The sequence below is a fragment of the Paraburkholderia bonniea genome (genome assembly GCF_009455625.1).
Classification (GTDB): Bacteria; Pseudomonadota; Gammaproteobacteria; order Burkholderiales; family Burkholderiaceae; genus Paraburkholderia; species Paraburkholderia bonniea.
In genome coordinates, this window is the sequence record NZ_QPEQ01000002.1 from 135,858 (window position 1) to 155,903 (window position 20,046).

Annotated in this window: 18 protein-coding genes; 15 read left to right on the forward strand and 3 right to left on the reverse strand. The window is 59.9% G+C overall.

The annotated features are described in order from the left end of the window. Window positions 1-34: 34 nt before the first annotated feature. Entirely contained in the window at window positions 35-1,477 is a 1,443-nt protein-coding gene (locus tag GH656_RS14495) for an aminotransferase-like domain-containing protein (protein ID WP_153076781.1), read from the forward strand. A gap of 62 nt (window positions 1,478-1,539) precedes the next feature. On the opposite strand, the gene GH656_RS14500 is transcribed toward GH656_RS14495, so the two are convergent. The 3 genes from GH656_RS14500 to GH656_RS14510 all read right to left on the reverse strand — a co-directional run bounded on the left by GH656_RS14500 (window position 1,540) and on the right by GH656_RS14510 (window position 5,140). Beyond that, the gene (locus GH656_RS14500; RefSeq protein ID WP_153076782.1) at window positions 1,540-2,976 is read right to left on the reverse strand and encodes a cytochrome P450; all 1,437 of its coding nucleotides are present in this window, start codon (window positions 2,974-2,976) and stop codon (window positions 1,540-1,542) included. Between the two features lie 24 nt (window positions 2,977-3,000). After that, entirely contained in the window at window positions 3,001-3,750 is a 750-nt protein-coding gene (locus GH656_RS14505) for a FadR/GntR family transcriptional regulator (RefSeq protein ID WP_153076783.1), read from the reverse strand. 439 nt (window positions 3,751-4,189) lie between these two features. Further along, a complete protein-coding gene (locus GH656_RS14510) occupies window positions 4,190-5,140 on the reverse strand; it encodes a PDR/VanB family oxidoreductase (protein WP_153076784.1) in 951 nt (316 codons plus the stop codon). Between the two features lie 289 nt (window positions 5,141-5,429). Here GH656_RS14510 and GH656_RS14515 point away from each other — a divergent pair, with 289 nt between their 5' ends. The 14 genes from GH656_RS14515 (at window position 5,430) to GH656_RS14580 (ending at window position 19,834) form a co-directional block, all read left to right on the forward strand. Next, window positions 5,430-6,755: an aromatic ring-hydroxylating oxygenase subunit alpha gene (locus GH656_RS14515; protein ID WP_153076785.1), complete on the forward strand. Its 1,326-nt coding sequence runs from the start codon at window positions 5,430-5,432 to the stop codon at window positions 6,753-6,755. Between the two features lie 26 nt (window positions 6,756-6,781). Then, on the forward strand, window positions 6,782-8,230 hold the full coding sequence (locus GH656_RS14520) for an NAD-dependent succinate-semialdehyde dehydrogenase (protein ID WP_153076786.1): 1,449 nt from the start codon (window positions 6,782-6,784) through the stop codon (window positions 8,228-8,230). Between the two features lie 184 nt (window positions 8,231-8,414). After that, a complete protein-coding gene (locus GH656_RS14525; RefSeq protein ID WP_153076787.1) occupies window positions 8,415-9,254 on the forward strand; it encodes a FadR/GntR family transcriptional regulator in 840 nt (279 codons plus the stop codon). A 74-nt stretch (window positions 9,255-9,328) separates the two neighbouring features. After that, window positions 9,329-10,348, forward strand: a complete 1,020-nt coding sequence (locus GH656_RS14530; protein WP_153076788.1) for an amidohydrolase family protein — start codon at window positions 9,329-9,331, stop codon at window positions 10,346-10,348. 82 nt (window positions 10,349-10,430) lie between these two features. Continuing rightward, the gene (locus tag GH656_RS14535; protein ID WP_153076789.1) at window positions 10,431-11,438 is read left to right on the forward strand and encodes a DODA-type extradiol aromatic ring-opening family dioxygenase; all 1,008 of its coding nucleotides are present in this window, start codon (window positions 10,431-10,433) and stop codon (window positions 11,436-11,438) included. 115 nt (window positions 11,439-11,553) lie between these two features. Continuing rightward, the gene (locus GH656_RS14540; RefSeq protein ID WP_153076790.1) at window positions 11,554-12,261 is read left to right on the forward strand and encodes an RraA family protein; all 708 of its coding nucleotides are present in this window, start codon (window positions 11,554-11,556) and stop codon (window positions 12,259-12,261) included. Window positions 12,262-12,264: 3 nt separating this feature from the next. Beyond that, window positions 12,265-12,915, forward strand: a complete 651-nt coding sequence (locus tag GH656_RS14545; RefSeq protein WP_153076791.1) for an RraA family protein — start codon at window positions 12,265-12,267, stop codon at window positions 12,913-12,915. Window positions 12,916-12,988: 73 nt separating this feature from the next. After that, window positions 12,989-13,657: a 4-carboxy-4-hydroxy-2-oxoadipate aldolase/oxaloacetate decarboxylase gene (locus GH656_RS14550; RefSeq protein WP_153076792.1), complete on the forward strand. Its 669-nt coding sequence runs from the start codon at window positions 12,989-12,991 to the stop codon at window positions 13,655-13,657. Window positions 13,658-13,720: 63 nt separating this feature from the next. Then, a complete protein-coding gene (locus tag GH656_RS14555; RefSeq protein WP_174769794.1) occupies window positions 13,721-14,488 on the forward strand; it encodes an HD domain-containing protein in 768 nt (255 codons plus the stop codon). A gap of 59 nt (window positions 14,489-14,547) precedes the next feature. Next, on the forward strand, window positions 14,548-15,675 hold the full coding sequence (gene hisC / locus GH656_RS14560; RefSeq protein WP_153076793.1) for a histidinol-phosphate transaminase: 1,128 nt from the start codon (window positions 14,548-14,550) through the stop codon (window positions 15,673-15,675). 206 nt (window positions 15,676-15,881) lie between these two features. After that, window positions 15,882-16,859: an ABC transporter permease gene (locus GH656_RS14565; RefSeq protein WP_153076794.1), complete on the forward strand. Its 978-nt coding sequence runs from the start codon at window positions 15,882-15,884 to the stop codon at window positions 16,857-16,859. A gap of 115 nt (window positions 16,860-16,974) precedes the next feature. Next, window positions 16,975-17,850, forward strand: coding sequence for an ABC transporter permease (locus GH656_RS14570; protein ID WP_153077339.1), 876 nt, complete (start codon window positions 16,975-16,977; stop codon window positions 17,848-17,850). Beyond that, a complete protein-coding gene (locus GH656_RS14575) occupies window positions 17,847-18,848 on the forward strand; it encodes an ABC transporter ATP-binding protein (RefSeq protein ID WP_153076795.1) in 1,002 nt (333 codons plus the stop codon). Before GH656_RS14570 ends, GH656_RS14575 begins: the two co-directional genes overlap by 4 nt. Then, the gene (locus GH656_RS14580; RefSeq protein ID WP_153076796.1) at window positions 18,845-19,834 is read left to right on the forward strand and encodes an ABC transporter ATP-binding protein; all 990 of its coding nucleotides are present in this window, start codon (window positions 18,845-18,847) and stop codon (window positions 19,832-19,834) included. The genes GH656_RS14575 and GH656_RS14580 overlap by 4 nt, the downstream gene beginning before the upstream one ends. Window positions 19,835-20,046 lie beyond the last annotated feature (212 nt).

Below are 20,046 nucleotides of genomic sequence, written 5' to 3' on the forward strand. Positions count from 1 at the left end.
GCGACTCATCCCTTCTCTAACGTTCACGAGCCCGATGATCGACTTCGAATTACGGCGTGACGCTGACGCGTCTCAAACGCTAGTTGAGCAACTGGTGCAGTGCTTTACCCAGGCAATCGAGCAGCAGACGCTCCGGGCGGGGGCGCGGCTGCCGTCGGTGCGGGAACTGGCTCGCACGCATCATCTGAGCACCTTCACGGTTGTCGAGGCCTACAACCGGTTGGTGGCCGCAGGGCTGGTGGTGGCGCGGCGCGGTTCGGCTTACCGGGTGCTGCCCCGTGCTGTCACGCCGTGCTCGCCTGGCGCGGTGGCGTGGCAACCCCCTAGCCTGACGGCGACGTGGTTGTTGTCCGATGTGTTCGCGGATCATTCGATGCCAGTCAAGGCCGGGGGCGGCTGGCTGCCGGATGAATGGATCAACCAGAGTGGCTTGCAACATGCGTTGCGCGCGGTGGGCCGGGTGCCTGCGGTGCGGCTGGGCGACTACGGCCAGCCGTATGGTTTTGCGCCGTTGCGCGAACGAATCGTGGCGCAGCTCGACCGTTGTGGCTTGCCGCTAGATGTGTCCGATGTGCTGCTGACTCAGGGTGCGACCCAGGCGCTGGATCTGATCGTGCGCACGCTGTTGCGTCCGGGAGATAGCGTCCTGGTGGAAGATCCAGGCTACTGCAATCTGCTGCAGATACTGCAACTGGCGGGGCTGGTGGTGCATGGCGTGCCGCGCACGGCAACCGGTGTCGATCTGGCAGTACTGGAAACACTGGTGGCGAGGCATCGGCCTAAAGCCATCTTCGTCAATACCGTGCTGCAAAATCCGACTGGCGCAAGCTACAGCATGGCGGCGGCGTTCCGCTTGCTGCAACTGGTTCAGCGCGAGCAGATGTGGCTGATCGAAGATGACGTCAGCCGTGAACTCGCACCAGCTGGCGCACCGTTATTTGCGGCGCTGGATGGGTTGCAGCGGGTGCTGTATGTAGGGGGTTTTTCGAAGACGATCACGCCTGCATTGCGCTGCGGCTATATCGTCGCGCAACGCGAGGTGCTGCGCGAACTGGCGCGGGTGAAGATGGCGGTTGGGCTGACTTCTTCAGAAACGACCGAGCGAATCGTGCACAAGGTGCTGCTTGAAGGGCGTCATCAACGGCATGTCGAGACGCTCACCGAGCGTTTGTGCCGGGCTCATGAAAGAGTCGAAGAGCGCTTGGATGAACTGGGGCTCGAGGTGTTTCACCGTCCGCGCGCGGGGCTTTTTCTGTGGGCTCGCTTGCTGCTCGAACCAGCCGGGGCGGAGGCGGTGGCGAATGCAGCGCTAGCCGCAGGCATTTGGCTCGCACCCGGTGCTTATTTCCGTCCTGCGGCTGCACCGAGCGCCTGGTTTCGTTTCAACGTGCCGTATGCAACGGACGATGCGCTATGGCGTTTTCTTGCCCAACTGGTTCAGTCGCAGACCGCCCGGAGTGCGCCGGGCGTGGCTTGAGCGAAGGTGTGCTGGCTTAGTGCATTGGCTTAGCGTGCTGGCTCGGTGCGCTAGCTAGTGCACTAATGGCGGGCTTTGAGCCGCATCGGCATGGTGTCCGGGACCATCGTGAAAGCGCTGATCTCCTTGATGCTGGCGGAGTCCGTCATCAGTTCGATCTCGAAGCTGGCTAGCAGCGTGGAGAGTGCGAGACGCATTTCCACGCTGGCCAGATGCCGTCCCGGGCACACTCGGGGGCCCGCGCCAAACTGCAGGTACGCGCGCATGTCATGGTTGCCGGTGCGGGTATCGCGTTCGCGCAGCCAGCGGTCTATATCGAAGATTTCTGGCTGGGAAAAATGCCGTTCGTCCAGCATCGAGGGCCGGCTTAAAAAGAACATCGTCGTGCCAGCAGGCACATGCACGTTATCCAGGCAGACGTCTTCCAATGGCTCGAACGAACTGATTGCGGCTACTGGACGCAGGCGGCTGGCTTCAGTACATACGGCTTCGAACAGATCGAGTTGTTTTAGCCCGGCATAGTCGGGGCACACCGTGTGCGAACCCAGCGCTGCGCGTGCTGCTATGGCAAGGCGCTGTTGCAGCGGTGCCTGAGTGGCGATGTACAACTGAGCCCATGCAATGGAATTGGCGGTGGTGTCTTCACCTGCTAGCAGCAGCGTCAAGATATTCGCGGCCACCTGGTCGTCGCTGATCTCCGAGCCTGGCGCATCGCGCAAGCGCAGCATCGCTTCGAGCAGATGGCGTGGGGTTTCGGCGGGGTCATCACGCATGCGTTCGCGGGCGCGTTGCATCATCTGGCGCACGTATTGATGCACTTCCTTGAGCGCCCGGTCAACGCGCCGGTCGCCTGGCAGCTTCAGATAGCGCCAGTACGGAAACGGTGCATTGATGCGTGCCATCACGGCAGGCAGGATCAGCGCCAGCGGTTCCTGAATCGCGCTGCCGTCCTGGTCCAGCGTGCGCGGGTCTTCACCGAAGGCCAGCGCACTGGTGATATCGACCGTATAACGCTTCAGGTCTTGCGTCATTTCGACGATTGCGCCGCTTGCGGCGGCGCGTTGCCAGCGCTGGTATAGCCGCTCGGTAATCGCATTCAGCGTGGGATAGAACGATTTGATGTTCGGGATTGATAGCGCTTGCATCACGAGCTTGCGTTGCGGCTCCCATGCCACGCCTTCCGCGGAAAACAAGCCATTGCAGCCCATTTCTTCCAGCACGGTTTCAATCGGCGTGAAGCGGCGGTAGCGATGCGGCCGCTCGCGCGAAATGGTTTGGCATAACTCAGGATCGGTCCATACCGTGACCGGTGTGCCGCAAATCTGGAAGCGATAGGGCGTGCCTAGCTCAGCGGCCCAGCGCTCGAGAGTCAGATGTAGTTGCGTCGGGGCCAACTGATGCAGATTGCCTAGCAGAGGCAATCCGGCAGGACAGGGCAAATCGGCGAGTTGCCGCAGTGGCGCGGAGGGTGTGGGGGGAGTGGAGGCAATATCAGTCATCGGGCGGCAAGCGTGTCAGGCGCGTTATTCGTCGTCGTCAGGATGGAGGATCGCTGTGCCGGAGAGCACACGTGAGCGGATCGCCTTGACCCGTTGCAGCATGATTTCACGTGCTTTGGCATCGTCGTGCGCTTCAATCGCGCTCAGTACGGATTTGTGCGAACGGATCACGCGCGTGGCGATAGCGTGGGTGGTGTTGGGCGCGAGCAGCGGCTGGAGCACGAAACGCAGACCGCGAAACTGCGCGAGCAGCACCCGGTTTTGTGAGGCTTCGACAATCGCTTCATGAAAGCGCATGGAGGCATCGGTGAACAACAGCGGATCAGCGCGCAGCGTGTCAAGCTCGGTGAGCAGCGCATGCAGTTTGGCGAGATTTTCGGGGGTGGCGTTTTTGGCGGCGAGTTCTGCCGAGGTGACTTCGATGGCGACTTGCGCATCGAAAATTTCTTCGGCGCTGACGCCGATCAGATGCAGCTGAATCGCTAGCGCATCAGCGAAACGCTCAGGGTTGCCCTGGGCAATCCATGCGCCACCTTTGGCACCCATCCGGATCTGCACGATGCCGACTGCTTCGAGTGAGCGCAGCGCATCGCGCGCGGCCATGCGGCTGACGTTGAACTGGGTTGACAGGGAGGTCTCGCTGCCAAGAAAATCACCGGCTTTGATCTGGCCAGAAAAAACGGCGCTTCTGACTTGTGAGACGATGCGCCAGGAGAGAGTTTCGGTTTGTACTGGCTCCCAGAGCGGGGTGAAACTGCTTATTTTATTTTTCAAATTAGTTCTCCAAAGCCTGAGTGTGGCTGCATTAAATGAATCGGGTGGCTTGGGGTGTCGCGCTCACGCCTGGGTGGAGCGGACTAGCCTAAAGCTAAAAAAGCAGCCCGGGCAGCTTAAAAGACCTGAAGCGAGGGACCAGGGCGGCCACCCTGGGGCGCTGTGTCTAACGATGGTTTGGCAATTTTCGCCAGTCCTCGTTAACCCGCTGCGTTAAGCCACCGCGTTAACTCATTTACGCAGCAGTAGATGCCGGGTTTTTGTGTACGTGGCCCTCGCGTCATCCTTTTGATTAAGCAGGCGGGATCCTAGCATAGTCAACCAATCATCATACGTTTATATAGATTATCTATTACTAGATATATACAACCGGCTCTAACCAGGTTATGGCGCTCTGGTTCAGTTCACCTCATCACCTGCTCCGGTGTTTTCCCTGGTGCTATAGGTCTAGCACCAGGCAAGCGCTTTTACTCCCTGAGCAGCAAATCATCATCGAGCGGTTGGTTTGCTGCTCGCCTTTGGTTAGCACCATGTCCCGATGATCGGGCACGCCTTCCAGCACACGGGTTTCACAGGTGCCACACACGCCTTGTGAGCACGAGTAGCTGACCTCCACCCCTGCATCAACCAGCGCATCCAGAATGGTTTTGCCTTGCCTCACTGGAATCAGTCGCCCGGATCGCGCCAGTTGCACGGTAAAGCCGCCCTCTGCGGCACTGGCTTCCTTGGCAGCAAAGTATTCGACGTGAAACCGCTCAGGCGCGCCTGCGCATTGCGCAGCGGCAGCCTCGAAGCCACTTAGCATGCCGCTTGGGCCGCAGCAATAAAAATGCGTTGACGTGTCATGGCTTTGCAGCAGCGCGGCCAGATCGAGTCTGACGCCATCGGCTTCGGCATCGTGATGCCATTGCACGCGTGCGCCGTACTGTGCCAGCGCGGCGATAAAACCAGTGACGGCACGCGTGCGGCTGCAGTAATGCAGCTCCCATGAACGCCCCAACGCTTCGAGCCGCTGCAACATGCTGAGCATAGGCGTAATGCCAATTCCGCCCGCCACCAGCACGGTGTGCGGCGCGTCTTCGACGAGGGGGAAATGATTGCGCGGCGCGCTGATCTCCAGCGTCGTGCCAACCTGGAGATCCTCATGCACACATTGCGAGCCACCCCGGCTGGCGGGATCACGGTTGACACCCAGCAGATAGCGATGGGTCTCGTGCGGCGCATTGCACAGCGAATAGCTGCGCGTCATGCCGTTGGGCAAATGCACGTCGATATGCGCGCCTGCGCTGAAGCTGGGCAGCGCTGCGCCATCGAGTGTGCGTAATTCATAGGTGTTGATGGTGGGCGCTTCATAGCTGATCGCGTGAAGCCGCACTTGTAGCGTAGTCATAGTCTCCTTCCTGTATGCCGTCCCTGATGCGGGCGCGTTTCGCCTGGTAAATTCTGTTGCGCATCTGTGTATATATAATATATATTACCAACACGGTGCGGGCAAGCATTTGCCGTCCCAGAGAAAGTGGCAGAAACAGATTTGCTTGATGGAAGCCAGGAAGCCAGGAAGCCAGGGGTTCTGCCCAGCATCTCTATATATCTAATGTGTATTACTATTCAGCCGTAGCTAGAGCTGGCCGCACGATGCCCACAAGCCGAGCCATGCGATAACAATGGAGACTTAAAAAATGTTGTCCCAAGCAAAAAACGAACTCTTGACGAAAGTCGGCCCTGGCGAGCCCATGGGTGAGCTGCTGCGTCGCTACTGGATGCCGATTGCGGGCGTGAGCGAATTTGATGAGGTGGCGGTCAAGCCGGTGCGGCTGTTAGGCGAAGACCTCGTGCTGTACAAGGATTTGAGTGGCAACTTTGGCTTGATCGACCGCCAGTGTCCGCATCGCCGAGCCGATCTGGCTTACGGCTTCGTTGAAAAATGCGGGCTGCGCTGCAATTACCACGGCTGGCTGTATGAACAGGATGGCAAATGCGCTGAGCAGCCGTATGAAGACGTCGCGCATCCACAGCTCAAGCTCAAGGAGCGAGTGAAGATCAAGGCGTATCCGGTGCAGGAAAAAGCGGGCATGTTGTGGGCTTATCTCGGGCCGCAGCCCGCGCCGCTGGTGCCGAACTGGGAGCCGTTTTCATGGGAAAACGGTTTTATGCAAATCGTGATCTCAGAAGTGCCGTGCAACTGGCTGCAATGTCAGGAAAATTCGATTGATCCGATTCATTTCGAATGGATGCACAACAACTGGACCACTCGCCTGAATGGCGATACGGGCCCGTACTCTCCCACGCACAAACAGCTCGATTTCGACGAATTCGAGTACGGCTTTATCTACAAGCGCCTGCGTGGCGATGCTGACGAAAATGATCCGCTCTGGTCAATTGGCCGGGTATGTCTGTGGCCGAATGCGTTTTTCCTTGGTGAGCATTTCGAATGGCGTGTGCCGATTGACGACTTCCGCACTCTCAGCGTGACCTGGGCGTTTACGCGGGTACCGAAAGAAAGCGAGCCGTTCGTGCAGAAAAGTATTCCGACCTGGCATGGCCCGGTAACCGATCCGAAAACCGGCTTGTGGATCACCAGCCACGTGATGAATCAGGATTTCGTCGCGTGGGCCGGGCAGGGGGTGATCGCTGACCGCACGAAGGAAAACCTTGGTAGCAGTGATCGCGGCATTGTGATGCTGCGGCGGCGCTTCTTCGAAGAGCTGGAAGTGATCGCCAATGGCGGCGAGCCGAAGGGCATCATCCGCGACCCCAAACTCAATGAGTCGGTAGAGTTGCCCATCGCAGCCCGGGCAACCTTCGTAGAAGGCATGACGCGTGCCGAAGTCGCTAACCATCCGCTCTGGCGGCATCATCTGAAGGACTTCCGCTTTCAGGCGGGGCAGCCTGAAAGTGTGCGGCGCGCGTTTCTTGAGGCGATGGGCATTGAGCCCGATGGTTCGCCATCACCTTCGCCTGTGGCGCAAGACGCAACACCGGTTACGACCGGTACTGCCAGCTAGCCTGATCTGACTTATCGGAGACGCAGATGCACAGCAAACACTACGACATCCCACTAGGGCTGTTCATCAATGGCGAATGGCGCACGAGCGGCCGTGCCACCCAGGCGGTCATCAACCCGGCTGACGAAACCGAACTGGCGCAATTGCCGCTGGCCACCGTGGCTGATCTGGACGACGCACTGGCGGCGGCCGCCAGCGGCTTTACAACATGGTCGCGGATGAGCGCGTTCGAGCGCTCAGGCATTCTGGAAAAAGCCGCGGCGCTGATGCACGAACGCGCTGAGCAGATCGGCAAGCTCATGAGTTTCGAGCACGGCAAGTTGCTGGCCGATGGCTTGCAGGAAGCCCATAGCTCAGCCGATATCGTCAAATGGTTTGCCGAAGAAGGGCGGCGGGCATATGGCCGGATCGTGCCTGGGCCGCTGCCCGATTCACGCCAGTTGGTGCTGAAAGTGCCGGTTGGCCCAGTCGCGGCCTTCACTCCCTGGAACTTTCCGGTGCGGATTCCTGCGCGCACGGTGGCGGCTGCACTGGCGGCTGGGTGTTCAGTGATCCTGAAGGCGGCGGAAGAAACGCCCGGTTCCACCGTGGCGATGGTGCGTTGCTTCGAGGATGCCGGTGTGCCGCCAGGGGTGCTGAACCTGGTGTTCGGCGTGCCTGCGGACGTGTCTGCCTACCTGCTTGCATCGAATGTCATCAAGGCCGTGGCTTTCACTGGCTCGATTCCGGTGGGCAAACACCTGGCCAGCCTCGCCGCGCAAAACGGCCTGAAAAAACTGGTGATGGAGCTGGGCGGGCATGCACCGATGATCGTTTGCGATGACGCCGATGTGAAGCGCATCGCCACGCTAACCGCTACCGCCAAGTTCCGTCAGGCCGGTCAGGCATGCATCTCACCTACGCGTTTTTATATCCAGCGCGGCGTGTACGGCGCGTTTGTCGAAACGTTCGTTGAGGTGGCCTCGAAGCTGAAACTCGGTTCGGCCTTCGAGCCCGGCGTGCAAGCCAGCCCTGTAGCGAATGCCCGGCGCCTGGCGGCGGCGGATGCTTTCGTCCAGGACGCGCTGGCGCATGGCGCACGGCTCGCATTAGGCGGACACCGGCTCGAACGGCCAGGCTTCTTTTATGCGCCGACGGTGCTGGCCGATGTGCCAGAAAGCGCTCGCATCATGAATGAAGAACCCTTCGGCCCGGTCGTGCCCATCAGCGCGTTCGACACCATCGAAGAAGTGCTGACGCGCGCCAACCGGTTGGATTACGGCCTCGCAGCGTATGCCTTCACCGGCTCGGACCGGCGCGCGCTGCAACTGTCGAATGGCCTCGAAGCGGGAATGATCGGCATTAACAGCATGCTGGTGTCGGGCCCTGAAGTGCCGTTTGGCGGGGTCAAGGAAAGCGGCATTGGCTCAGAAAATGGCGTGGAAGGTTTGCAGGCGTATCTGGTGACCAAGTTCGTGCAGCAAGCCGTTTTGTAACGCTCTGCAAACCAGGCCTTTAGCGCCACTGGCGGTTGTTGGTTTTCTGCGCTCTGATGGCGAACCCTGGTAGGCAAACGCAATATAGTTATATATATTATAGTTAAGTTTTGGCCCTCGGGGAGGCACGGTGCAGCCCGCAGCAGGTTTCAGGCATCCCCACGATTGCTTTACGTTCAGCCCCATGACAGCCGTTCAAACGCGTCACGATGAGCAAGTCCCCGCCCTGGCTTCAGCCGCCTGGGAATCCGTACAAACGGAAAAACTGTCGTGGCGCATTGCTGCGCAAGTGCGCAGCGCGTTGTTCTCACATCAGGTGAAAGCGGGGGATTTCCTGGGCAGCGAGGCTTCGCTGGCGCAGCAGTTCCATGTGAGCCGAACCGCCGCACGCGATGCCCTGCGCACGCTTGAAGCCGTGGGCATTGTAGAAATTCGCATGGGTGCTAAAGGCGGTGCATGGATCGCCGGGGCCAATCCCGAGCGCTTTGCTGATGCGCTCTCGATTCAGCTCAGCTTGATGGGTGCGAGTGCGGCGGAAGTCTTCGAAGCACAAATGGCGCTCGAAGTGCTGGCCGCCGAGAAGGCTGCCGAAGGGCTGACGCCCCAGCAGCGTGACGCGCTGGAAGCCGCGTTGCATGCCGTTGATGCTGCGCGGACGCAACTCGACACTTTTACCGAAGCCTCGCTGCGGTTTCATGAAGCGCTGGTTGCAGCGTCGGGCAACCGGTTGTTGCTGGCCCAGTTCAAGGCGCTGCGTTTCATGCTGACGCCATTGCTGGCGACCTATACCAGTGCGGCGACCGCTGCGCGTGTGGTGGCCTCGCATCGGCTTTTGTTTGAAGCGGTGTGCCGCGGTGAGGTGGCTTTAGCGCGGCAATTGATGCGTGCTCGAATCGAAGTGGTGCGCACCAGCTTTCTTCCGCTGTGGCCGGAACGTATGCCGCATACGCCAGGTGCAGCTTTGAGCGTGCGCCGCGCCAGTCAGGGCGATGACCCGGCAGTCCAGCGCAATAACCCGGCGTAGTAACTCAGAACCACACCGCATCGAACAGCACCGCACAGCATCTAACCCACAAACATAAACCGACGGAGACACTCATGATTATTGATGCGCACGCGCACGTCACAGCCCCCGATTCCCTCTATGTGTGGAAGTCTGGCCTTGTATCCCATCGCGGTGCACATGGCCGGGGCAGCGCGCAGATCAGCGACGACGAAATGCTCGCGGTGCTCAACGCACCCACCTTCGGCACTAAATCGCACATCGAGCAATTGCGCGACATCGGTACTGACCTGCAACTGATTTCGCCGCGTCCGTACCAGATGATGCACAGCGAAAAGCCAGCAAAAATCGTCCACTGGTTTACGGAAGAAACCAACGACATCATTGCCCAGCAAGCGCGCCTCGTGCCGCAGACGTTTCGTGGCGTGGGCGGTTTGCCGCAGGCGTATGGCGAACCCATCAGCCGTTGTCTGCCTGAGCTTGAGCGCTGCATCAAGGAGCTTGGTCTGGTCGGCGTGCTGCTCAACACAGATCCAAGCGAAGGCCTGGCCACCAATGACGTGCCCGATCTGGGCAGCGAATACTGGTATCCGCTGTACGAAAAGCTGGTGGAGCTCGATGTGCCAGCCTATCTGCATTCGGCGGGCTGCCGTTCAGAGCGGCATAACTACTCGCTGCACTTCATCAACGAAGAAACGATTGCAGTGATGGCGCTGGCGCGTTCGCGTGTGTTTAAAGATTTCCCGCAGCTGAAGATCGTTGTGTCGCACGGCGGTGGCGCGGTGCCGTATCAGTTTGGCCGCTTCCAGGCACCGTCGCTGCGCCCTGGACGTGCTAGCGAGCCGTTTCTCGACAGCTTGCGCCGGCTCTATTACGACACCGTGCTGTATTCGGAAGAAGCGTTGCGTCTGTTGATTAAAACCGTTGGCGCGGATCGCTGCATTTTTGGTGCGGAGCGTCCTGGGGTGGGCACGGTGCAAGACCCGCAGACCGGCCGCTGGCTCGACGATATCCGCCCGGTGATCGAAAACTTCGAATGGCTGAGCGCGGTGGAGAAACAGCAGATCTTCTCGGGCAATGCGCGCAAGGTGTTCCGCCTTGATTTGCCGGCGTGAGTGCCTTTTGTACTGCGCGCTGGATAACAACATCGTTAGGCATCTTGAGTTAATAAATTAGTTAAACCCGCAGGAGAACCGCATGGCGACGATCGTCGGTGCGTTTGCAGCTTCACATGGCCCTTTGCTGTCGATGCCGCCTGAGTTGTGGCATTTGCGTGCAGGTGCGGACATGAAAAATCCATCGCACTGGTTTCAGGGGCGGGCGTACAGCTATGCCGAACTGCTCGAAGCGCGTGCTCCCGGTTTTGCTGACGCGGTGACGCAAGCGCAAATGCAGGCGCGTTTCGCCGCGTGCCAGGTGGCGCTGGATACGCTGGCCGAGCGTTTTGCCGCTGTTCAGGCTGATCTGGTGCTGGTGCTGGGCAACGATCAGCGCGAAGTGTTCAAGGATGACCTGACGCCCGCGCTCACGCTGTACAGCGGCGCGCAGATCGACAACATCGCGTTGTCCGAAGCGCAGCGGCTGCGCTTGCCGCCAGGTGTCGCTGAAGCGGAAGACGGCCATTGCCCACCGGAAGGTGCGGTTTATCCAGGCGCACCGGCGCATGCATTGCAGCTGGCCGCCGCGTTGTGCGATGCGGGTTTTGATCCAGCCGTGTCGCACCGTCTGCCGCAAGGCGAGGATCGGCAGCACGGCATTCCGCATGCGTTTGGTTTTGTTTATCGCCGGGTGATGCGCGATGCGCCACCGCCCTCGGTGCCGCTCTTTTTGAACGTCGGCGTCGCGCCGAATCAGCCACGCGTGGCGCGCTGCCTGGCGCTGGGGCATGCGCTGGGCGCTGCGCTCAAAAGCCTGCCCGATGAGTTGCGGGTAGCGGTGGTGGCTTCGGGTGGGATGAGCCATTTCGTGGTTGATGAAGCGCTCGACCAGATGGTGTTGCAGGCGCTGGCGCAAGGTGATGAAGCGACGCTGTGCGGCATCGCGGAGCCGTACTTCAACGGCAATACCGCTGAGATCAAAAGCTGGCTGCCGCTGGTGGGCATTGCGCAAAGCGCTGGACTGACGATGAACCTGATCGACTACGTGGCGTGCTACCGCTCGCCAGCGGGGACTGGCTCGGGCATGGCCTTCGCTAGCTGGAGCTAGCGCTAGCGCCGGATGAGCGCTGGACGAAGCCGGATTCATGTCATGCCAAGTCACGCAAAAGTCACGCAAAACCACATCAAGTCACACAAAAACTGAAGCACAGGAGATGGGCAACATGCAGCAACAAGCGCAACAAGACGACTACACCCGACGCCTGAAGCGGCTTGACTGCTGCGCGGTCTCGGACGCGCTCGACAAGCTCGGGCTGCCAGGAACCGTAACCGGCTTGCCCCAGCGTTCGGGCTCGCAGCGTATCGCGGGCCGCGCCGTCACGGTCAAGCTGGTCGAAGCCAAAGCCCATGCCGTGGCGCTCGCCGCTGCCCCTGCTACGAACGGCGCACCGCGTCATCTGGGCACCACGGCGGTCGAATTCGCTGGGCCCGGGGACGTGATTGTGGTGGAGCAGCGCACCGGGCTGGATGCTGGCAGTTGGGGCGGAATTTTGTCGCTGGGCGCTTCGCTGCGCGGCATAGAAGGCGTGATTGCAGATGGCCCGGTGCGCGATATCGACGAAGCCAGGCAATACGAATTTCCGGTGTTCGCCCGCGCCTTGACCGCATTTACTGCCCGCAACCGTGTCGCGGAAGCCGGCACCAATGTGCCGGTCAACGTCGGCTCAGTCAGCGTGCAGCCAGGTGACTACGTGATTGCCGACAACAGCGCGGTGATCTTCATTGCCGCGCAGGAGATCGAGCGCGTGCTAGCCGCCGCCGAGCAGATCGCGGGCAAGGAAGCCGCGATGGCGAAAAAGCTGTTGAACGGTGTGCCGATTGCTCAGGTGATGGGCGCGGATTACGAATACATGCTGGAAAACCACGGATAAATCATGAGCGATACGAATGCAGCACGCGCCCAGCGCCTCGATACGGCGACCTTGAGCGACGCTTTGGATCGGCTGGGCATCGTTGGCCAGTGCACCGGAATCAAACCACGCGACCCGTCTTTCAAGCTATGCGGCCGGGCTTTTACGATTCTCTACGGCCCGCCTTCGACGCCGCCAGGCACGGTGGGCGATTACATCGACGACGTGCCGGAAGGGGGCGTGGTGGTGCTCGATAACGCAGGCCGTGAGGACTGCACCGTGTGGGGCGACATCCTCACGGAGATCGCGCACCGGCGCAAGATTGCGGGCACGGTGATTGACGGCATCTGCCGCGATGTCAGCCTGTGCCTGTCGCTGGGTTATCCGGTGTTTAGCAAGGGGCACTGGATGCGCACCGGCAAAGACCGGGTGCAGGTAGAGAGCACCCAGGTGCCAGTGAATATCGGTCATGTGCGCGTCACACCAGGGGATTTGCTGATTGGTGATGCGGACGGTGTGATCGTGATTCCGCAAGCGCACGAAGCACGCGTGCTGGCTGCGGCTGAAGAAATTCACGAGGCGGAAAACGCGATCCGTGCCGCCGCCCGCGAGGGAATGAGGCTGGACGAGGCCCGGGCACAGCACCGCTATCACGCGTTGCAAACCAAGACTTAAGCCCTGACCCATGGCCCATGGCGCACCCGCCGCAGGTGGCGGGTCCATATCAAGTTATCCATCAGGAGACACCATGCCGTATCCCTTCATCGAGTCGCCGCTAGTGAGCGCCGCCATCGAGCGGCCCGCTGCTGCCGTGATCGACATTGCTCGCGCTTTCCCCACGGCGACCTTGCTGGAAGCCGCGAACAAGACTGGCGCGTTGCCTTCCGCGATCAAGCCAGTGAGCTCGACGTTCCGCGTCTGTGGCCCGGCCGTCACGGTGCATTCGCCGCCAGGCGACAACCTGTGGTTGCATCGGGCGATGGTCGTGGCGCAGCCGGGTGATGTGCTGGTGGTGTACACCAGCGATTTTCATGAAGCGGGCTATTGGGGCGAAGTGATGTCCACGGCGGCTAAAGAGCGTGGCATCGCTGGCCTCGTGATCGACGGCTGCGTGCGCGATGCGGATTTACTGGCGCAGATTGGCTTCCCGGTGTTCGCGCGTGGCCTGTGCATTCGCGGCACGACCAAAGATTTCGGCGCGCGCGGCTGGATCAATCATCCGGTGCGGATAGGGGACGTGCCGGTGCGTGCTGGCGATCTGGTGGTGGGTGATGCGGATGGCGTAGTGGTGCTGGCGCAGGAAATGCTGGGCGCAACCCTGCGCGCAGCGCGTGAGCGCGAAGACCTCGAAGCGCAGATACTGGAGCGCATTACGGCGGGCGAGCTGACCCTCGATATTTACGGCTGGAATCGCTAGACGCTCCGGCACCGCGCAGCGACAGCGCGCAACACCTCACATCTGGAATCTGGAGCCACTGTAATGAGCCACCCCACAACAACGGCGGACCAACCGCTGAGCCTTTCCGAGCGTGCCGATGCGCTCGAACACAAGATGATCGCGGAGCTGGACCAGCGCGTGGTGAAGTCTGTGATCTACACCTCGGGCGAGCGTGATCCGACCCAGGCAGTGCCACCGCCGCCGGGCAATGGCCACTTCATGATGGGCCACGATCCGCGTTTGCAGCAGATGCCTGCCGCGCCGACCCTCGCTGATTTTTTCAAATACCGTTTTGGCCCGGCCAATCATGTGCTGCAAAGCGCGACGCACGCGCTCAAAGCGGGCCAAAGCGAGAAGGTGGTGCTGGCGTGCCTGCTGCACGACATCAGCGTGGCGGGTTTTATTCGCGGTGACCACGGTTACTGGGGCGCGCAGATGATCGCGCCATATGTTGATGAAGAAGTGAGCTGGGCGATCCAGTATCACCAGGCGTTGCGCTTTTTCGCTGATGAATCGGTGGGCTACGGTTATCCGGAAGCGTATCTGCGCTACTTCGGCAAAGAGTACGAGCCGGAGGATTACATCAAGCGCGATTACGAGCTTGCACGCAATCACAAGTGGTACATGTCGAGCCGCTCGATCACGCTGCACGATATTTATTCGTTCGACCCGAAGGCGGTGGTCAACCTGGAAGATTTCACCGACATCATCGGCCGCAACTTCAGGCAGCCCAAAGAAGGTCTGGGTTTTGACGGCAGTCCGTCGGCTCATATCTGGCGCACCATCATCTGGCCGACGAAGTTTTTATAACCACGGTTGCTGCCACCACACGTTCTCACCGTATTTCAGCTCGCTAACAAGGCCTCTCCATGACAACCGAACTGCGCCCCGTCGCTCCTGCTTATATTGGTTCGCTCAAACCGTATCAGGCGGGCAAGCCTATCGAAGAAACAGCCCGTGAATACGGTTTGCCGGAAGCCAGCATCATCAAGCTGGCTTCGAATGAAAACCCGTTGGGCATGCCGCCGGCAGCACGGGCTGCGATCGACGCGATTTTGCAGGGTGGGGCGCGTTATCCCGATCCGAACGGCCATGCATTGAAAACCGCGCTGGCGCAGCGCTACAAGATCGAAAAGAACTGGATCACGCTGGGCAATGGCTCAAGCGACATTCTTGAGCTGGTGGCGCGGGCCTTTTTGCAGGCAGCGCAACCGGAGCAGGACTGCAACGCGGTGTCGTCGCAATACGCATTCATGGCGTGGCAAAACGCAGTCAAGGCGACCGGTGCACGCATGATCCAGGTGCCGGCAAAAGACTACGGCCACGATCTCGATGCGATGGCAAAAGCCGTGACGCCCGCAACCCGGGTGGTGTATCTCGCCAATCCAAACAATCCAACTGGCACGTTCTTTTCGCTGGAGCAGCTCAGCGCTTTTCTCGAGCGTATTCCCGGCGATGTGGTGGTGCTGCTCGACGAGGCATACAACGAATACCTCGAACCGCAGCTGCGCTACGACAGCACTGAACTGGTGCGGCGCTATCCGAACCTGGTGGTGTCGCGCACGTTCTCGAAGGCCTTTGGCCTGGCGGGGCTGCGCGTGGGCTTTGCCCTGGCCACGCCTTACGTCACCGATCTGCTCAACCGCGTGCGTCAAACCTTCAACGTGAATTCGCTGGCACAGGCTGCGGCTATCGCCGCGTTGAGCGACGACGATTATCTAAACGAGTCATATCGCCTCAACCGCGAAGGCATCGTGCAGTTCTACGCGCTGTGTAAGGAACTTGGGCTGACGTATGTCGAAAGCCAGGGCAACTTTGTCGTCATCAAGGTCGGTAACTCGGCCGAACTGTTCGATGCGCTGCTGCGGCGCGGCATCATCGTGCGCAAGGTGGTCGACTACGGTTTAGGTGAATGGCTGCGCGTGACGGTCGGGTTGCCAAAAGAAAACGCCCGCTTTTTTGCCGCGTTGCGCGAGCTGGTGACGGTCAGCGCTTGAAGCGGTAACGCATAACGCCGGACCCATGCAGCAAGGATTCCGGCGTCAGTCTTATTTTTGAGATTAGAACGAACATAAATATAAACTATATTATACTTGGCAAAAAAGCTCGGTCCGCTGCGCGCATCTCTGGCTGCGGCAGATCACAAACAGGCGCATTCCGTCCTGTCGCTTAGAACCATTCCCCCGATGGAGCGAGACATTCCATGCTTGAGTTTATTTTGCGCAGACTATTCCAGAGCGTACTGGCGCTGTGGGTCATGTCGCTGCTGGTGTTCGCCGGTGTGTATGTGGTGGGTGATCCGATTGCGCTGATGGTGCCGGATAGCGCCACGCCAGAAATGCGCACCCGCATCATCGCTTCACTCGGGCTCGATCAGCCCGCCTGGCGGCAGTACTGGAACTTCCTTAGCCACTCCGTGCGCGGCGATTTCGGCACTTCATTTTTGACCGGTGCGCCGGTCGCGCAAATGATCCTGGCTCGCATGCCCGCCACCATGGAGCTGGCGCTGATCTCGATGCTGATGGCGATGGTGCTGGGGATTCCACTCGGCATGTATGCAGGCCTGCGGCCAGAGAAATTCACTTCGCGCCTGATTACCGCGTCTTCCACCATTGGCTTTAGCTTGCCCACGTTCTGGGTCGGGCTGATCCTGATCTTGCTGTGTTCGGTGTTAACCGGCTGGCTGCCCTCAGGCGGGCGCGGCACCACCACCGCGTGGCTGGGCATGCAGGTGAGCTTTCTGACACTCGATGGCTGGCGTCACCTGATCTTGCCAGCCTTCAATCTGGCGCTGTTCAATATCGCGCTGATTATCCGGCTCGCGTATTCGTCCACGCGCGAAACGGCGCTCACTGATTACGTGAAATTTGCTCGCGCCAAAGGCTTGCGTGCTTCACGCATCGTCGGTGTGCACATTCTGAAGAACATCATGATTCCGCTGATTACCGTGATTGGGATCAACCTCGGTGGGCTGATTGCGTTTTCGATCGTCACTGAGACGGTGTTTGCGTGGCCCGGCATGGGCAAGCTGCTGATCGATTCGATCAATGCGCTGGACCGGCCGGTGGTGATTGCGTACTTGCTGACGGTCGCGCTGATTTACATGCTGATTAACCTAGTGGTGGACATTTTGTATTCGCTGCTAGATCCACGTATTTCAGTTGCAGCGCAAGAGGGTTGATATGGCACAGACAACAGGAACCGCCGTGGCTGAAACAGGTATCAAGCCGGACCCGGCCAGGGCCGCAACTCAACCCATCAAGCAACCCGTCAAGCGTCCGCACCGGCTGGCGCGCATGGGCGGGCAGCTAAGCGCGCTGTGGAATGAGTTCTATCAGAGCAAGCTCGCATTGATTGGGCTCGTGCTGTTCGTGCTGATCGCGGCGCTTGCCGTGTTCGCGCCATGGATCGCACCACAGAACCCCTATGACCTGGCGCAGATCGACATTGGCGATTCGCAGCTCGCGCCGCTCGCTCATGCTGCCTCCGGCGCACATCGCTACTGGCTGGGCACCGACGACCAAGGGCGCGACATGCTCTCGGCGATCTTGTACGGCATGCGCACCAGCTTGTATGTCAGCGTGATCTGCACCGTGCTGGCGCTCGCGCTTGGCGTGGCACTCGGGCTCACCGGGGCGTTCTATGGCCGTCGAGTGGATGCGTTCATCATGCGGCTCGCGGATATCCAGCTGTCGTTTCCGTCGATCCTGATCGCGCTGGTGTTCATCGCCGCATTCGGCAAGGGCGTGGACAAGATCATCTACGCGCTGGTGCTGGTGCAATGGGCGGTGTATGCCCGCACTGCGCGCGGCTCGGCGCTGGTCGAGCTGCGCAAGGAATACGTTGAGGCGGCGCGCTGCCTGAAGCTGAGTGACGCTCGCATCATTTTTCGCCACGTGCTGCCGAACTGCATCCCACCGCTGCTGGTGGTGGCCACGGTGCAGATGGCGACCACGATTTCACTGGAAGCCACGCTGTCGTTTCTCGGCTTGGGCCTGCCGATCACCGAGCCGTCGCTTGGGCTGCTGATTTCGAATGGCTATAACTACTTGCTGTCCGGCTCGTACTGGATCAGCGTGTTTCCTGGCGTGGCGCTGCTGCTGCTGATGCTGTGCCTGAACCTGATGGCAGATCGCCTGCGCGATGTGCTCAACCCGAGGTTGAAGAAATGACTCAGCCAGTCTTGCAAGTGGACAACCTCTCGACGCATTTCACGACGCCGCGCGGCATCGTAAAGGCGGTGAACGGGGTCAGTTTTAGCGTCGGGCGCGGCGAAATTCTCGGTGTGGTGGGTGAATCAGGCTCGGGCAAATCGCAGACAGGTTATTCGGTGATGGGGCTGATTGATCCGCCTGGCAAGGTGGTGAGCGGCAGCATCCGGCTGGCGGGCGATGAGCTTGCGGGTTTGAATGAAGCGCAGTGGCGCAAGATTCGCGGCAACCGGATTGCGATGATTTTCCAGGACCCGATGATGACGCTCAACCCCGTGCTGCGCGTCGATACCCAGATGATCGAAGCGGTGCTGGCACATCGCTCAGTGAGCCGGCGGGTTGCGCTGGATGAGGCACGCCGGGCACTGGCGCAAGTCGGAATTCCCGCGCCGGACGAGCGTTTAAAGTGCTATCCGCACCAGCTTTCGGGCGGCATGCGGCAACGCGTGGCGATTGCGATTGCGCTGATTAACCGCCCTGAAGTCGTGATTGCCGATGAGCCCACCACGGCGCTCGATGTGACGATTCAAGCGCAGATCTTGGGCGAGATCCAGCAGCTCTGCCGCGATTCGGGTACCGCATTGATCTGGATTACCCATGACTTGTCGGTGGTCGCGGGGCTCGCGGATCGGGTTTGCGTGATGTACGGCGGGCGTATCGCTGAGTACGGCAGTGTTGATCAGGTGCTGGATACGCCGTTGCATCCCTACACCCAGGGCCTGATGAACTCGATTCCCAGCCGTAATCCGAAAGGCGTGATGCTGCGGCAGATTCCCGGTGCGCCGCCATCATTGCTGACGCTGGGCAGTGGTTGTGCGTTTCGTCCGCGCTGCGCGTCGGCGGTGCCGGAATGCGCTCAGGAGATTGCTGTAGTCCGCGCTGAAGAAGGCCATATGGTTCGCTGCATCCGCCCCGCGCGTGAGCTGCACGCAGCCGACGTTCATCAGGAGATCGCATGACCCCGTTGCTTGAATTGCGTCAGGTCAGCAAGACCTTTTCCGCTCGTCAGGATGTGACGGGGCGGCTTGTCAGCGCACTGACTGGCCGCGCCAAACCGAAAGGCGTGCAAGCCGTCAGCAATCTGAGCCTGAGCGTGAATGCGGGCGAAGTGGTGGGGCTGGTTGGTGAATCGGGCTGCGGCAAATCGACGGTGGGGCGGCTCGCAGCAGGGGTGTACTGGCCCAGCAGCGGCCAGCGTTACTGGCAGAACACGGACATGGCGACGCTGGCGCGGCGTGAACGTGAGCGCAGCGGGCTGGAAATTCAGATGATTTTTCAGGACCCTTATGCCTCACTGAATCCGCGTATGCGGGCGGCCGATATCGTTGCCGAAGGCGCACACGTGCATGGTTTTATCCGGCGCGATGAAGTGCGTGATTTTGTCGCTGGGTTGTTTGAACGAGTGGGTCTTGATCCTGATTCGATGGACCGCTTCGCGCATCAGTTTTCAGGCGGGCAGCGTGCCCGGATCGGGATTGCGCGGGCGTTATCGGTGAATCCGAAATTTCTTGTGTGTGATGAATCGGTTGCGGCACTGGATGTGTCGATTCAGGCCCAAGTGCTGAACCTCTTTATCAAGCTGCGCGAAGAACTGGGTTTGACTTACCTGTTTATCAGCCATGACCTGGGCGTGGTGCGGCATATCGCCGACCGGATTGTGGTGATGTATCTGGGGCGGATCGTCGAATCCGGGCCAACCGAAGAGGTCTATCAACATCCGCGTCATCCATACACTCAGGCGTTATTGGCTGAGGTGCCTGCGCTGGACAAGCGCAAGAAGATCTTTATGGGGATCAAGGGTGAAATTCCGTCGCCGCTGAAGCCACCGGAGGGATGTCATTTTCATACGCGTTGCCCGCATGCGTTGCCGATATGCAAAGTGCTGGCCCCGGAATTACGGAGTGTGGGGGCGGGGCAATTCGCGGCGTGTCACTTGCTTGACTGAGACCAGACACGGCTAAGGCCGTTTGAATAAACAGGCCGTCGGCGGTATGCGACGGCCTTTGCTTTATTCGATTTATTTTAAACATTTGTTTGAAATTTTAGCATTTTGCATGCGTCCCTGATTAATCAAGATTTACTGATTAAGGCAATCATTCAATGCAAATGGAATATTTATGAATCAGGCTTGACATGCTTGTCTGGAGAGCAGGAGAA

Bases quoted from the DNA above. Each gene is read 5' to 3' on its own strand.
- GH656_RS14495 (WP_153076781.1), top strand. From the start codon at position 35: ATGATCGACTTCGAATTACGGCGTGACGCTGACGCGTCTCAAACGCTA.
- GH656_RS14500 (WP_153076782.1), bottom strand. From the start codon at position 2,976: ATGACTGATATTGCCTCCACTCCCCCCACACCCTCCGCGCCACTGCGG.
- GH656_RS14510 (WP_153076784.1), bottom strand. From the start codon at position 5,140: ATGACTACGCTACAAGTGCGGCTTCACGCGATCAGCTATGAAGCGCCC.
- GH656_RS14515 (WP_153076785.1), top strand. From the start codon at position 5,430: ATGTTGTCCCAAGCAAAAAACGAACTCTTGACGAAAGTCGGCCCTGGC.
- GH656_RS14520 (WP_153076786.1), top strand. From the start codon at position 6,782: ATGCACAGCAAACACTACGACATCCCACTAGGGCTGTTCATCAATGGC.
- GH656_RS14525 (WP_153076787.1), top strand. From the start codon at position 8,415: ATGACAGCCGTTCAAACGCGTCACGATGAGCAAGTCCCCGCCCTGGCT.
- GH656_RS14530 (WP_153076788.1), top strand. From the start codon at position 9,329: ATGATTATTGATGCGCACGCGCACGTCACAGCCCCCGATTCCCTCTAT.
- GH656_RS14535 (WP_153076789.1), top strand. From the start codon at position 10,431: ATGGCGACGATCGTCGGTGCGTTTGCAGCTTCACATGGCCCTTTGCTG.
- GH656_RS14540 (WP_153076790.1), top strand. From the start codon at position 11,554: ATGCAGCAACAAGCGCAACAAGACGACTACACCCGACGCCTGAAGCGG.
- GH656_RS14545 (WP_153076791.1), top strand. From the start codon at position 12,265: ATGAGCGATACGAATGCAGCACGCGCCCAGCGCCTCGATACGGCGACC.
- GH656_RS14550 (WP_153076792.1), top strand. From the start codon at position 12,989: ATGCCGTATCCCTTCATCGAGTCGCCGCTAGTGAGCGCCGCCATCGAG.
- GH656_RS14555 (WP_174769794.1), top strand. From the start codon at position 13,721: ATGAGCCACCCCACAACAACGGCGGACCAACCGCTGAGCCTTTCCGAG.
- hisC (WP_153076793.1), top strand. From the start codon at position 14,548: ATGACAACCGAACTGCGCCCCGTCGCTCCTGCTTATATTGGTTCGCTC.
- GH656_RS14565 (WP_153076794.1), top strand. From the start codon at position 15,882: ATGCTTGAGTTTATTTTGCGCAGACTATTCCAGAGCGTACTGGCGCTG.
- GH656_RS14570 (WP_153077339.1), top strand. From the start codon at position 16,975: ATGGGCGGGCAGCTAAGCGCGCTGTGGAATGAGTTCTATCAGAGCAAG.
- GH656_RS14575 (WP_153076795.1), top strand. From the start codon at position 17,847: ATGACTCAGCCAGTCTTGCAAGTGGACAACCTCTCGACGCATTTCACG.
- GH656_RS14580 (WP_153076796.1), top strand. From the start codon at position 18,845: ATGACCCCGTTGCTTGAATTGCGTCAGGTCAGCAAGACCTTTTCCGCT.